The organism is Pseudoalteromonas sp. SG45-1 (genome assembly GCF_014164135.1).
GTDB classification, from domain to species: Bacteria; Pseudomonadota; Gammaproteobacteria; order Enterobacterales; family Alteromonadaceae; genus Pseudoalteromonas; species Pseudoalteromonas distincta.
This window is the reverse complement of record NZ_JACJEP010000006.1, coordinates 69674-83109: the sequence shown is the minus strand read 5'-3', so window position 1 is coordinate 83109 and position 13436 is coordinate 69674. Positions and strand designations below refer to the sequence as shown.

The window sequence follows — 13436 nt, the reverse complement described above, 5'->3', positions numbered from 1 at the left end:
ATTATTTATGAAGCAGTTGGTTATAACTATTCTAGGGCAAGATCGCCCTGGTTTAGTAGAGAGTATCTCATCCGTCGTGTTACAAAATCATGGCAACTGGCTAAGCAGTAACTTAAGCCATTTATTAGGTCATTTTGCAGGTATTATTCAACTTGAAGTTGCTGAGGAACACTTTCAATCATTACAAAGCGCTTTAAATAAGTTACCTAAGTTAGACGTTCGAATTGAAACCGGAAACACAGAAATTGAACCATCAACATTAGAACAAATCAATCTGGTTATAACAGGTAACGATCGCCCAGGTATTGTTCAAGAGTTGGCGAGTGTAATACGCCACAAAGGCGCTAACATTACTCATTTAAATTCAAGGCAGCAAAGTGCGCCTAATTGGGGGGTGCCTATTTTTAGCGCTGTTGCTACCGTTACTTTACCCAATGGTATGAATAAAGATGAAGTCATTGAAGCATTGGAATCAATAACAAGTGATTTAATTGTAGATACAGAAGAAGTTTGATCTCCCTAGGTGCGTGCCACACTGTTGACACGCATATTATTTTAGCCAGTTTATCAAAGCCCTCTGCGGGTTATTTAACGCAGACATAAAATAAGCCGATGCAAGCATCGGCTATTTTAAATAGTTATCTTATAAAGCTACATATCCATATGACGATTCGTACTTTGCATCATTTGCTTTATACCTTGCTTTTCCAGCTCTAGTATTTGTTGCAGCTTTTCTTGGCCACTTTGAGTTTCAGCGCGCTCAAGTAAGTATTCGTATAATTCAATTACCTTTTGATGCTGCTCTGATAAATAAGCTTGAATAACTTTCTCATCAAATTGCTGGTCTTTACTAATGTCTTCGAAAGTAATTAGCTCAGGATTCTTAGCAAAGTATTCATAACAGTACGTATCGAGCGTATTTATTTCGGTTATCGCTTTAAACCCGACTAAATCTTCAGCGAGTTTTTTTTCGTAATTTAGGTAGTAGTCCACCAGCATTGCATTATGTTCATCGAGTAAATCCTTTACGCTATGAAAATTAGCCGCCATTTGCGTATGAAACAAAACGGTCCAATCGTATACCTCTTTAATTGTTTTAACTTGCATGTGCATTCCTTACTTAGTTGACTGTATAGGTACTACACTGCGTAAAGCGTGCCAATTAAAAAACCATTTAAAAACAGAAGGTTAATTTTAAAATGGATATTAGTTAGCAATTTAATAGAATAACTTACAAATTATAGGTAATTTTTATAGAGCAATGCGTGGGTAGTAACCGCACTCCTCTATCGTCTTGTTGCTTTATATTATTTAAGTCCTTGTTTGCGCCACAGTAGGTAAACCGCAGGAATAACAAGTAAGGTGAGTACAATTGCACTGCCCATACCGCCAACCATAGGTGCAGCTATTCGACTCATTACTTCGCTTCCGGTGCCTGTGCCATACAGCACAGGTAGCAAGCCAATAATAATTGTCGCGACAGTCATCATAACCGGGCGTACTCGAAGCCCTGCACCTTCAATAATAGCTTGCTGTAATTGCACTAAACTAAGTGGCTTATCTGCCTGCTCTGCATCGATGCATTTTTCTTGATAGGCCTGGTTTAAATACACCAACATAATGACCCCAATTTCTACCGCTACCCCAGCTAAGGCAATAAAACCTACACCCACTGCAACTGAAAAGTTAAAGCCCTCTAAATACATTAGCCATACGCCACCAATCATTGCCAGTGGCAACGTAGCCATAATAATAGTGACCTCAGCAAAGCTTCTAAAATTAAGATAAAGCAACACAATAATAATCGCTAATGTAAGTGGTAATACATAAGTCAGTTTGTCTTTAGCGCGCTGCATGTATTCATACTGCCCAGCCCACGTAATTGAGTAGCCAGCAGGTAGTATTAGGTCTTTATAGAGCACTTGCTGAGCGTGCTCAACGTAAGTACCAATATCAACGCCATCTATATCAATAAAACTCCAACCGTTTAAACGTGCATTTTCGCTTTTTATACCAGGCGGTCCATCTTCAATAAATACATCAGCTACATCACCAAGTGCTATACGCTGCCCTGTAGGCGTTACAATAGGTAACAACATTAGCTCTTCTGGCGAGTCTCTGTATGCTTGCGGGTAACGCAAATTAACTGGGTAGCGCTCTTGCCCTTCTACGGTTTGAGTTACGTTTGTACCACCTATTGCAGTAGATACAACTTGCTGTATGTCGCTAATATTTAAGCTATAACGCGCCGCTTTTTCTCGGTTTATATCTACTTTTATATAACGCCCACCGGCTACTCGCTCTGAGTAAACCGATGCAGTGCCTTGCACATCTTTTAAAAGCACTTCTATTTGTTGACCAATTTTTTGAATTTCACTCAACTTTGGTCCCGCAACTTTAATGCCCACGGGAGTTTTAATACCGGTTGCGAGCATATCAATACGTGTTTTAATTGGCATTACCCACGCATTCGTCAACCCCGGAAACTTAACCAAACCGTCGAGTTCTTTTTTAAGTTTTTCAAGCGTCATACCCTCGCGCCATTCGTTTTTTGGTTTTAGCTGAATAAACGTCTCTATCATTGTAAGCGGCGCAGGATCTGTTGCAGTTTCTGCTCGCCCAACTTTACCAAATACTGTTTTAACCTCGGGTACTGTGGCAATTAGCTTGTCGGTTTGCTGTAGTATTTCGCGCGCTTTACCTACCGATAAACCTGGATACGTTGTGGGCATATACATTAAGTCGCCCTCATCGAGTGGCGGAATAAATTCACTGCCTATTTTGTTTACCGGGTAAAAGCCAATAACAGAAACAACCACCGCGAGTACCAATGTCATTTTTGGAAATTTAAGCACCCAGTTAAGTAATGGCCGATACGCTGCAACAAGTAATCGGTTAACTGGATTTTTTTGCTCCGAAATAACTTTACCTCTAATAAAGTAACCCATTAATACCGGCACTAAGGTAATCGCAAGCCCAGCAGACGCTGCCATAGCATAGGTTTTAGTGTAAGCCAGTGGCGCAAACATACGCCCTTCTTGCGCTTCTAAAATAAATACCGGCATAAAGCTGACGGTAATAATTAATAAACTAAAAAATAATGCAGGACCTACTTCACTCGCTGATTTAGCCACAACTTCCCAACGGTTTTCCTTGGTAAGGGGCGTTTTTTCCATATGCTTATGCATATTTTCAATCATAACGATAGCGCCGTCGGTCATTGCGCCTATCGCTATTGCAATTCCTCCTAAAGACATAATGTTGGCGTTAATCCCCTGCCAATACATAATTATAAATGCCGTTAAAATCCCAAGCGGTAACGTAATAATCGCCACCAGCGATGAGCGCACATGAAACAAAAACACCACACACACTAAGGCAACTACAATAAGCTCTTCAATTAGCTTACTTGTTAGATTATCTACCGCGTTATTTATTAAGTTAGAGCGATCGTACACAGGGACTATTTCAACGCCCTCTGGTAATCCCTTTTTAAGCGATTCTAATTTCGCTTTTACGAGCTCAATGGTTTTTTGTGCATTTTCGCCATAGCGCATAATAACAATGCCGCCGGTTACTTCGCCTTCGCCATTTAGCTCTGCAATACCACGGCGCATTTGCGGTCCGACCCGAATATCAGCTACATCACGTAATTGCAGCGCAGTACCGTTGGCGTTTACACCAAGCGGAATAGCTTCCAAGTCGGCAACACTCTTAATGTAGCCGGTGCTTGTTACCATGTATTCAGCTTCAGCCATTTCAACTACCGAGGCGCCCATCTCTTGGTTGCCTTGTTGAATAGCTGTTTGAATAAGGCTTAGCGGAATACCATATGCCCGTAATTTATCGGGCTCTACATTGACTTGGTATTGCTTAACCATGCCACCAACAGCAGCCACTTCAGATACACCGGGCACAGTTTGTAGCTCAAACTTTAAAAACCAATCTTGTAAGCTTCGTAGCTGACTAATATCGTGTTTATTTGTTTTATCAATTAGTGCGTATAAGTAAATCCAACCTACGCCTGTTGCATCAGGGCCAAGCTCTGGCGTAGCGCTATCGGGCAATCGGTTTGCTGCTTGCCTTAGGTATTCTTGTACTCGGCTACGCGCCCAATACAAATCAGTTTTTTCATCAAAAATAACGTAAACGTACGAGTCACCAAAAAACGAAAAACCCCTTACAGTTTGTGCACCCGGCACAGAAAGCATTGCAGTGGTGAGCGGAAATGTAACTTGGTCTTGCACTACTTGCGGCGCTTGCCCCGGATAAGTAGTTTTTATAATGACCTGAACATCAGATAAGTCAGGCAAGGCATCCACGGGCGTATTTTTTAGTGCAAACAACCCTCCACTTAGTAAAATTAATGTAAGCAACAACACAAAAAAGCGATTGCCAACAGACCAGCGAATAATGGCAGTTATCATAATGGCTCCTAGTGAGAACTGTGTTGCATAGGTTGCATAGTAGAATGATCAATCAGCTCTGCGTTTTGCGCTTTAGTAATTACAAATTCATCGTTAATAATGCTAAAAGTAAAATTAATATACTGGGCATTTTCAAACTGACTAATATCAATATCTGGCGCTAATACAAAGTCCATTGTGGCGGGTTCTCGATTCCATTTTTCAATGGCCTCTCGACTAATATTAATAATGCGATTTTGTGTATCTATGGCATTAATAGTGCCGTTAACCGTGGCGCTTTGTGGCTGCATATCCATGTTCATATTTGAGTCTGAACCAGAATCCGAACTCATACCTGAGCTGATACCAGAACTAGGTATTTCCATTCGTTTAAAGTCGGAGCTCTTACTTGACTCAGAATCTATTAAAAATTGCGCTGAGGTCACTACCGTGTCACCTGTCTTTACACCTGACAAAATGACCGCTTCATTACTATTAATTTGCCCAACTTCGACTTCTACCGATTTAAAACGACCCTCACCTAATGCAATAACCACACGGTTTTGATGCTGCGTGCGAATTACCGCTTCTTTAGGGACTGTAAATTGCGCTTTACTCGCCTTAGCGTGAATGCTCACTTGTGCAAACATATTTGGTTTTAACCGATGATCTGCATTTTCAAACCTGAGTCTTACACGCAGCGTTCGGTTTTTAGCATCAAGCGCGGGGTAAATGTAATCAACCTTACCTTCCCACTTTTGACCTTTTAAGTAATCAAGCGTCATTGTAACGGGCAAGCCCACGCTCACTTGTTCTGATTGGCGTTCAAACACTTCTGCCTCTACCCAAATTTCATCAAGCTGAGCAATACTCATCATTGATGTGCCTGGTTTAACGTAAAAGCCTTCTCGTACTGTTAGCTCATCTACCACACCACTTTGCTTTGCGTAAAAAGTAATATTTTGCATTATCTTTTTATTTTTTTGTAAGCGCTCGATAAATCCATCAGACACATTTAACGACTCTAAACGTGCCTTTGCTGCGCGAATTAACACGGTATTATCACGATTAACCGCCAGTAAAAATTCTTCCTGTGCATTCACCAATTGTGGGGAATACAAAGTATATAAAGGCTCACCGGCTTTAACTTGTGCACCTTGCGCTTTAACATATAAACTTTCAATCCAGCCCTCTACACGCGGATGAATGTGAATAAGTTGGTCTTGGTTATATTGCACATAACCCACAGTATTTATATCGCTGTGAAGTGTTTTAAGCTCTACTTTGGCAGTTCTTACACCCAAGTTATTGATGACTGCAGGCGAAATAGTTACTGCACCTGGTCCATCCTGAGCGTTGCTATCGCTTTCATATACAGGGACTAAATCCATTCCCATTGGCGACAGCCCTGGCGCGTCACGCCTGTAATTACTATCCATAGGGGCTACCCAATATAAGGGCTGTTTTTCAGCACTTTGCTGTTCATTCATTGCCGAGCTGCTAGGTAAAAACTGCATCACTAAGGCGCCAATTAACGCAAATGCGCCCGCACCGACTAAGGCAGCAACAAGTAACTTTAAATTAGTATTCATTATGTAATTCTCCAGTTTTATCGCTCATTACTTGGGGGTCTAAGCTACTTGCATAATAATTAAGGCGAGCGGTAATAATATGCTGTTCTACTTGAATATTAAGCGCGTCTATTTTGGCGTTAAGTTCACCAATGCGCGCGCGCATCACGTCAGAAAAATCCCCATCGTCGCGCGTATAAGCATTAAGTGTTGCTTGAGATTGCTCTGACATTTGCGGTAATAACGTATTTTGATAAAGCGCATCGCGTTTTTGCAAACGAGCGAGTTGGCTAAACTCTTTAAAGTACATGCCTTTGAGTTTTTGAAGCGCCACCAGCTTTTGTGTTTTAGTAGCTTCTGCACTAGCAATAGCCGATTTAACCTGTTGATCTTGTCTGTTATCAGTAAACAATGGCAAATCAATGCTAAATCCTACTGAAAGTAAATCAGCTCGCGACTCCCCCATAGGCGTTTCATCTCGGTAACCATAACCCACATTAACGCCCATTTGAGGTTTGTAACTTTGCTTGGCGAGTGCAACTTCGGTTTGCTTTGCGGTGACGGTTTTTTCTATCGCAATAATTGCGGGATGCGCCATAAGCAACTGTATTAATTTATCAAATTCAAGGTTTGCAAAATCAACCAGCCCTGTGGTTTTAGTAAATTCGGCATTTAAAGGCTGCATAAGCATATTCATAGGTAACCACTGTGCTAAACGGTTTTTAGCACTTTCAAATTGCTGCTCAAGCATAACCAACTTATCTTCAAGGCGAGTGAGTTCTAATTGCGCACGAATAATATCTTGCTGGCGTGTTTTACCTAAGGTACTTGCGTAGCTTGCTTCGGTAACTTCAATAAGCTGAGTAAATAGCCCTTTATCTTGCTCAATTAAAGCAATACTTCGCTGAGCACGATACGCGTTTAACCACGACTCAATCACAATTGCTTTTACTTGTGCTAAGCGATCGGCGCGCTGCCAAGAATATTGTTGAGCAGACTGAGCTAATGCCTTTTGTTTAAGCGCTAAACTATTCCCTCGGCTAAACTTTTGGCTCAAATCGACTTTAAGCTGCGTCATCCCTTCTTTATCAAACGCATAACCGTTAGTAGGTAAGTTAAGTAAGCCAACCGTTAAAACAGGATCGGGTAAGGTGCCTGCGGCAATACTTTGTGCTATTGCGGCATCTTCTTGGTAGCCACTCGCTTTTAGCCATGGCTCATGCGTTAGTGCATAATTAAGCGCTTGCGTTAAGCTAAGCGTTTGCTCATCGCGGGCTTGCTTTAGCGTATCGATATTTAGGTTATTTGAATTATTTTGCGCATTAACAGCTGTGCTAAATAACACAACACTACATAATACGGCTTTAATACTTACAGCGTGGTTCATCACCTGCTCCATCTAAAAATAAAAGAAATTCTTAAATTAAGAAGCAAAAAAGGTGTTTAGGAGTTTTACAAAAACCTTTTATATCAATTGCATTGAATTAATGATCTATTATTGCGGTAGGAAAATTGCTCTATAACAAGGAAAAAATTACGCAGTATAGTTGCTTTATATAAGTAATTTTTAACGCAGTTAGAGAGGTATTTAGTTCCTAGAATGAGCATGTTTTCAATAAAATTGATATTACACCTATCCTGCTATTAAGCAGACATAGGAGGGCGGTAGAGTGAACGAGGTATATTAATTTGTGTAGTAAATACACTTATATTTACTTTTTCAGATTCAAGTAAAGTAACGCTAAATAAAGTATCAACACTAAGCATTGAATTAGCAGCGCAGCCACTGATAGGGCATTGGCAATCATTTTGTGGCGTACTTTCGTCGTCGCAACAATCCATCTGCATCATATTTTCAGACATGCTAGCAACAGCTGTTGCATCACTACTGTGTGTCATTGGCATTTGGGCATGCGTTGATGTTTTCGTTGGCAAATGTGGCATTTCGCATACCATAGCTACAGACGCAACTGCCTGACCCACAAAAGTGAGCAGTAAAGTTATCATGAGTAAACTAGAGTAAAAACGTTGCAACATTATGCCTTTTAATAAATTTTAAAATGATTGTAAGATAACCTAACGGCAACCACAAATACTTTAATTATTTAGACTGCGGTTTATCAGGTGTTTTAATTAAGTTACTCGCGATAATTGCAAATATACAATATGCGCTAAAATACCAAAAACCCTCACCAAATTGTGCATTCATAACAAGTAGCTCACCACTTTTACCATGAGCGTTACCTGCTAGGTAAGTCACTATTAATGCAATAACAAATACATCAACCATGCTCCACTTACTTAATGCACAAATAACCAGACCGAGCTTTTGCTTAAACCCATTCAAAGGTAGGCAACAATAAAGCAATTGTAATAGCAGCTTCAAGCTTGGAATAACAATAGAAAACAACCCCACTAAAGCAGCTACAAATAAATTATTATTGCTAGCAAGCTCTTTAACTGTGCCTAAAATACTTTGTGTTTTGTTATAGGCGCTAATCTCGCCCTCTAACTTATCAAGCCCTAGCATATTCGAGAACATCATTAGCATGCTACGAGTCCGACCATCACCCTCTTCAGCAAGCATTTCAATGCCCGCTTGCGCTAATTTTGATTTATCTATGTTGCCCTCTATTGTTAATACTGGTTTTGTAATACCAGGAAACAATAAACAAAGAGCAACCACTACACTTATAACCGACAACCAATTACGCATATTTATTCTGCTATTGCCTCAATAATGTCATCACTGTATAAAACAGCATCCAATAAAAAATTAAATATATCGCCAATGTGCAGCTCTGAGTTTATGTTGGCCAAATGGACCATAGCTTCATCTATATTATCTAATTCAAACTCTTTTATAAGCGATAAACAGTTCCCTAAAATGCCGCTCTCTAATAGTAACGCATCAGATATTGCAGCATCTAAAGTAAACTCTTTAACTATGTCTTTTAATTCAGCATCTAAAATAGCATCAAGCACCGAGAACAACCCCACCAGATACCCTTGCTCGGTCAACTCTTTATTATTTTGCTCCAATATTAGCGACATAAATTGAGCCCGCGTTAAAGCAAGCTTAGTTAATTCTGTTGGCTTTTCGACCCCCAACTCACTAATTGCTAAAACACGTACAAATTGCCTAATTGTGTCTTCACCTAAATAAATAACCGCTTGTGAAATAGACGTAATGACTAAATTTGCTTTGCCTGAACGCGCGTTAGCTAGCTTTAAAACCCTCGCTGTTATGGCGACATCTCTGGCCACTCGTTGATGAACTTCTTTAAAGCAAAGTGTTTCTTTTGCTGTAAAACGCAATAGATCAAAAACGGTTAGCTTAGAAGGCTCTACACCTTTATACGTAATCATTTCTGGGCGAGAAAAAAAGAACCCTTGAAATAAATCGCAGCCAGCCAGTTTTAATACATTAAATTGTTCATGCGTCTCTATTCGTTCAACAATTATTTTTGCATGTGGATTTGCGCGTTTTATTTTTTTAATGCGCATATTGGTTTTAATAACCGGATCATCTATCTCAATTTTTATGTAATCAACATGTGCTAACAGTGGCTCCCATTTTGGATCGCCATCGTAATCATCAAGTGCAAAAACATAGCCTTCTTTTTTAAGTTCTTGCACACGCTCAGCCACCGCAGGAATATTACCCGTGCGCTCCACTATTTCAATAACACTATTTTCTGGCAATAAAAGTTTGGGGAAGTTATCGAGAATAGTTTCTGATGACAAGTTTATAAAAGCTAAATGATGTGCGGTAAGTCTATCTAAACCAACCAACATTAAAGCATTAAAAAATAGGCGGCTTGTCGCATGGACATCAGAAGTGCCTACAGGAAACGCATTATTGGCTGAGTCTCTATAAAGCAATTCGTACGAGAAAACATTCTGGTCTATATCAAAAATAGGTTGCCGCGCAACAAACTGAGTTATTTTTTGTACTTCATCAGGTATGTTATGTAATTTCACTTGGCTCTAAACCTATAAATAAAAGATGGCAAAACAGCCAATAATATGTGTACTTTAATGCAACACGCATAAGATAAATATAGTCGTCATTGCAAAAACGTTAAAATTACACAACACTAATATAAAATATTAATATAAAAGGTAGAGATTTGACTAACTTTATTCGGTTATTAGTACTGAGCCCTCTGCTATTTGTATTTTTTAGCTATGCCAGCATTAATCCTACTCCCCTCAAATATAATGTCAGCGCGTCAGGGAGTCATTATCCATATTATACAAATGATCCAGAAAAGCCTGGCATATTACCCGAAATTATTGAAAAAGTACTCGATGATGCCAATATTGCAGCTTCTCATATCGACCTACCTACAAAGCGTATTACCAAATATTTACAAGATGAAATAATCGATTTTGATGTTATTTCATTAGAATGGCTCTCAAAGAGTGAGAGAAATGACCCTCGTTATGTTTTTTCAGAGCCGCTTATTTATGCCACAGAAATGATTGTTACCTTGCCTAAAAATGCCCAGCATTGGCAAAGCGCTGATAGCTTGAAGGGTAAAAATATAGGAACGGTACTAGGTTACTATTACTTTAATGACAACACCTTTGAGCGTGTTGACTTTCCATCCGAAAAAGAACTTATGACAGCCCTATCAAGAAACCGTGTAGAAGCTGCACTAGTAGGTAAGTTAACTGCGCTCTATTGGGCAAAGCAGTTAGGGATAAACATTGCCTTTGGCGCACAGCATTCCCATGGTTTTTTAAGAATTCGCTTATTGAGCAAACACAAAGAATTATTGCCCCAGATAAACCTAGCAATTAAAAACCTTCACGCTCAAGGATATATAAAAACTATTGAAGATAAGTATATGAGTAATATACCCACACAAAATTAAGGGACTAATGGCGCAGAGCTCGTGTTTTGGAGTACAATAGCAGCAAATGTTAACTCGACCAGAATCAGAAAGAGCCCCATGAGTATTGAAAAAGCCTTAATCGAACGTAGTAATAATCAATGTGAATTGTGTGCAGCCACCGAGAACTTATCTGTTTATGAAGTACCACCGGTAACTGAAACCCACTCAGATAAATGTATTTACACGTGTCAAACATGTAAAGATCAAATCGAGAATAACAGCGAAATAACGCCTACGCATTGGCACTGTTTAAACGATAGCATGTGGAGCCAAACTCCTGCAGTACAAGTTGTAGCTTACAGAATGCTTTCGCGTTTAGCGCCTGATAATGGCTGGGCACAAGATGCGCTAGACATGATTTACCTTGAAGAAGATACGCTAACGTGGGCTAAAAAAGCACTTGCTGAAGATGACGATTTAAAGCATGTAGATAGCAACGGTGTAGTACTTCAAGCAGGCGATACTGTTACCCTAATTAAAGACTTAGACGTTAAAGGTAGTAGCCTTACAGCTAAACGCGGAACAGCTGTTCGTAATATTGGCCTAACCAGCAACCCTGAACATATTGAAGGGCGAGTTGACGGCCAGCGCATAGTTATTTTAACTAAGTTTGTTAAAAAATAATCGTTTGTTTTTAATTATTAAAGGCGCTAATGCGCCTTTTTTTATGTTTAAAATAAGTTAAGGAATGATTAAGTCACTAGGTAATACACTAGGGGGATAATATTGAGTAAGGATAACAAACATGGAAAAGCATCAAGCAGTACATTCACGTAAAAAAGCACTTACAGGACTTAGTTTATTAGCACTGAGCGCTTTTGCTATAACCGGTTGTGATCAACAAACAAAGCCGACTGAAAATACAGAGCAAGCAAAATCAATATCGACTCTAACTACCCAAGTTAGCTACAAAGATCGCAGTATGCTTCGCCCCGGTTCACAGTTAATAGTTACGCTTTCGGATGTATCTAAAATGGATGTAAAAGCAGATATAATAACCCAAGAAGTGATTGATATTACCCAAGCCCCACCATTTACTGTAGAGCTAACTTATGATGCCAGTAAAGTTAACGATAAACACCGCTATAGCCTAAGCGCCAGAATCATAAATAAAGACAAAGTACTTTACACAAGTACCACAAATAACGACCCATTTAGAGAATCACAGCTAACTGGCCCTTATAAAATTGAGCTTTCAAAAGTATCCGTTGAAAAGCCAGACGTAACGCTTACAAACACGTACTGGAAAGCAATAACAATCAATGCTCAAACAGTAAATGTTAGAACTAAAGAGCCGTTTATTCAGTTCGATAAAGACTACCGTGTTAATGGCTTTTTAGGCTGTAATAATTTTAGCGGAAGTTATAGCACCGAGCAGCACACAATTACACTTAGTCAGTTAGCGAGTACAAAAAAGATGTGTTCGGAGAATATGGACCAAGAGGCAGCTATGTCTAACGTACTTAACAATACTTCAAAGTGGGAAATTACAGGCGAGTCACTAAAACTTAAAAACAACAGCGGTAATACGCTTGCTACTTTTAACGCAGTTTATTTTAATTAATATTTAGCTCCCTAATATATGTGTTACCTAACACATTCGTATTGATTTTAAATAAAATGCCCAGCAAAACTGGGCATTTTATCATTCATTGTAAGCACTATTTAAAGCTACTCATCAACGAGTTGTTCACTTCTGTAAAAACCACTTGGCTCACTCAACAAATCAACAAGTTCAGGCATTATTGCATCCATTGTTTGCTTTAGCTTCCATGGAGGGTTAATCACAATCATGCCAGATGCTGTCATGCCGTGTACGTCAGTGTCCGCTTCAGTGCCTAATTCAAATAGCTGAATGTTGCGCATTCCTGAATCAATTAAGCCCTGCTCCATATTATCAATGCGCTCTCTGTCTACTACCGGATACCAAATCATATAAGTACCTGTAGCAAAACGCTGATGAGCTTTAACTAAGGTTTTTACAACCGTTTCGTAGTCATCTTTAATTTCGTACGGAGGGTCAATTAACACACACGCTCTGCGAGATGCTGGTGGTAATAATCCTACTAAGCCGGTAAAGCCATCTTCTCCGCGCACACGAATGGAGCGCTTACCTTGCATATTTTCTTCAAGTAATAATAAATCGCGCGGGTGCAGTTCAAAAAACCAACCCTTATCTTGGCGGCGCAAGTAATGCTCTGCAATTTTTGGTGAACCCGGATAAAATGCAAGTTCGTCAGTGTCGTTAAATGACTTAATTAATTCAATGTACTCATTAAGCTCAGCATGTTCACTTTTATGTTGCCAAAGTTTTTCAATACCATCTTGATACTCTTGCGTTTTTTGCGCATCAGCAGCTGCCAGTTCAAAAAAGCCAGCACCTGAATGCGTGTCTATATAATCAAGCGGTTTATCTTTAATTGTTTGGTAATTTAGTACTTGTGCCAGTACTAAATGTTTAAGTACATCGGCAGGATTACCCGCATGAAATGAGTGTCTGTAACTAAGCATTATTTATTTTCGCCATACGCAATTTAATATCGTAAGTGAACCAT

Annotated in this window: 12 protein-coding genes; 4 read left to right on the top strand and 8 right to left on the bottom strand. The window is 39.5% G+C overall.

Translation table 11 applies throughout. The features are described 5' to 3' along the window. Positions 1-7: 7 nt before the first annotated feature. Positions 8-514, top strand: a complete 507-nt coding sequence (locus H5117_RS07585) for a glycine cleavage system protein R (protein ID WP_002957843.1) — start codon at positions 8-10, stop codon at positions 512-514. A gap of 137 nt (positions 515-651) precedes the next feature. On the opposite strand, the gene H5117_RS07580 is transcribed toward H5117_RS07585, so the two are convergent. From H5117_RS07580 to H5117_RS07550, 7 genes are all read right to left on the bottom strand, one after another. Next, a complete protein-coding gene (locus H5117_RS07580; protein ID WP_002957844.1) occupies positions 652-1107 on the bottom strand; it encodes a hypothetical protein in 456 nt (151 codons plus the stop codon). A gap of 200 nt (positions 1108-1307) precedes the next feature. Then, the gene (locus tag H5117_RS07575) at positions 1308-4427 is read right to left on the bottom strand and encodes an efflux RND transporter permease subunit (RefSeq protein ID WP_182736949.1); all 3120 of its coding nucleotides are present in this window, start codon (positions 4425-4427) and stop codon (positions 1308-1310) included. Positions 4428-4435: 8 nt separating this feature from the next. After that, the gene (locus H5117_RS07570) at positions 4436-5998 is read right to left on the bottom strand and encodes an efflux RND transporter periplasmic adaptor subunit (RefSeq protein WP_182736947.1); all 1563 of its coding nucleotides are present in this window, start codon (positions 5996-5998) and stop codon (positions 4436-4438) included. Continuing rightward, positions 5988-7364 (bottom strand): TolC family protein, encoded by a 1377-nt coding sequence (locus H5117_RS07565; RefSeq protein WP_182736944.1) that lies wholly within the window; start codon positions 7362-7364, stop codon positions 5988-5990. Before H5117_RS07565 ends, H5117_RS07570 begins: the two co-directional genes overlap by 11 nt. Positions 7365-7621: 257 nt before the next feature. Beyond that, complete coding sequence (locus tag H5117_RS07560) at positions 7622-7984, bottom strand: hypothetical protein (RefSeq protein ID WP_259404276.1); 363 nt, start codon at positions 7982-7984, stop codon at positions 7622-7624. A gap of 94 nt (positions 7985-8078) precedes the next feature. Further along, entirely contained in the window at positions 8079-8693 is a 615-nt protein-coding gene (locus H5117_RS07555; protein WP_149593780.1) for a paraquat-inducible protein A, read from the bottom strand. 2 nt (positions 8694-8695) lie between these two features. Then, positions 8696-9961 carry an EAL domain-containing protein gene (locus tag H5117_RS07550; protein WP_182694109.1) on the bottom strand — a complete coding sequence of 422 codons (1266 nt, stop codon included), beginning with the start codon at positions 9959-9961 and terminating at the stop codon, positions 8696-8698. Between the two features lie 149 nt (positions 9962-10110). Here H5117_RS07550 and H5117_RS07545 point away from each other — a divergent pair, with 149 nt between their 5' ends. The 3 genes from H5117_RS07545 to H5117_RS07535 all read left to right on the top strand — a co-directional run bounded on the left by H5117_RS07545 (position 10111) and on the right by H5117_RS07535 (position 12445). Then, positions 10111-10860, top strand: coding sequence for an ABC transporter substrate-binding protein (locus H5117_RS07545; protein WP_024595823.1), 750 nt, complete (start codon positions 10111-10113; stop codon positions 10858-10860). A gap of 78 nt (positions 10861-10938) precedes the next feature. Then, positions 10939-11505 (top strand): PhnA domain-containing protein, encoded by a 567-nt coding sequence (locus tag H5117_RS07540; RefSeq protein WP_007586451.1) that lies wholly within the window; start codon positions 10939-10941, stop codon positions 11503-11505. Between the two features lie 121 nt (positions 11506-11626). Next, on the top strand, positions 11627-12445 hold the full coding sequence (locus tag H5117_RS07535) for an META domain-containing protein (protein WP_024595822.1): 819 nt from the start codon (positions 11627-11629) through the stop codon (positions 12443-12445). A 107-nt stretch (positions 12446-12552) separates the two neighbouring features. On the opposite strand, the gene H5117_RS07530 is transcribed toward H5117_RS07535, so the two are convergent. Continuing rightward, a complete protein-coding gene (locus H5117_RS07530) occupies positions 12553-13392 on the bottom strand; it encodes a 23S rRNA (adenine(2030)-N(6))-methyltransferase RlmJ (protein WP_182671457.1) in 840 nt (279 codons plus the stop codon). Positions 13393-13436: the final 44 nt, after the last annotated feature.

Coding starts and splice junctions, on each gene's coding strand:
- H5117_RS07540 (WP_007586451.1), top strand. CDS start 10,939: ATGAGTATTGAAAAAGCCTTAATCGAACGTAGTAATAATCAATGTGAA.
- H5117_RS07575 (WP_182736949.1), bottom strand. CDS start 4,427: ATGATAACTGCCATTATTCGCTGGTCTGTTGGCAATCGCTTTTTTGTG.
- H5117_RS07560 (WP_259404276.1), bottom strand. CDS start 7,984: ATGATAACTTTACTGCTCACTTTTGTGGGTCAGGCAGTTGCGTCTGTA.
- H5117_RS07535 (WP_024595822.1), top strand. CDS start 11,627: ATGGAAAAGCATCAAGCAGTACATTCACGTAAAAAAGCACTTACAGGA.
- H5117_RS07570 (WP_182736947.1), bottom strand. CDS start 5,998: ATGAATACTAATTTAAAGTTACTTGTTGCTGCCTTAGTCGGTGCGGGC.
- H5117_RS07565 (WP_182736944.1), bottom strand. CDS start 7,364: ATGAACCACGCTGTAAGTATTAAAGCCGTATTATGTAGTGTTGTGTTA.
- H5117_RS07530 (WP_182671457.1), bottom strand. CDS start 13,392: ATGCTTAGTTACAGACACTCATTTCATGCGGGTAATCCTGCCGATGTA.
- H5117_RS07580 (WP_002957844.1), bottom strand. CDS start 1,107: ATGCAAGTTAAAACAATTAAAGAGGTATACGATTGGACCGTTTTGTTT.
- H5117_RS07585 (WP_002957843.1), top strand. CDS start 8: ATGAAGCAGTTGGTTATAACTATTCTAGGGCAAGATCGCCCTGGTTTA.
- H5117_RS07555 (WP_149593780.1), bottom strand. CDS start 8,693: ATGCGTAATTGGTTGTCGGTTATAAGTGTAGTGGTTGCTCTTTGTTTA.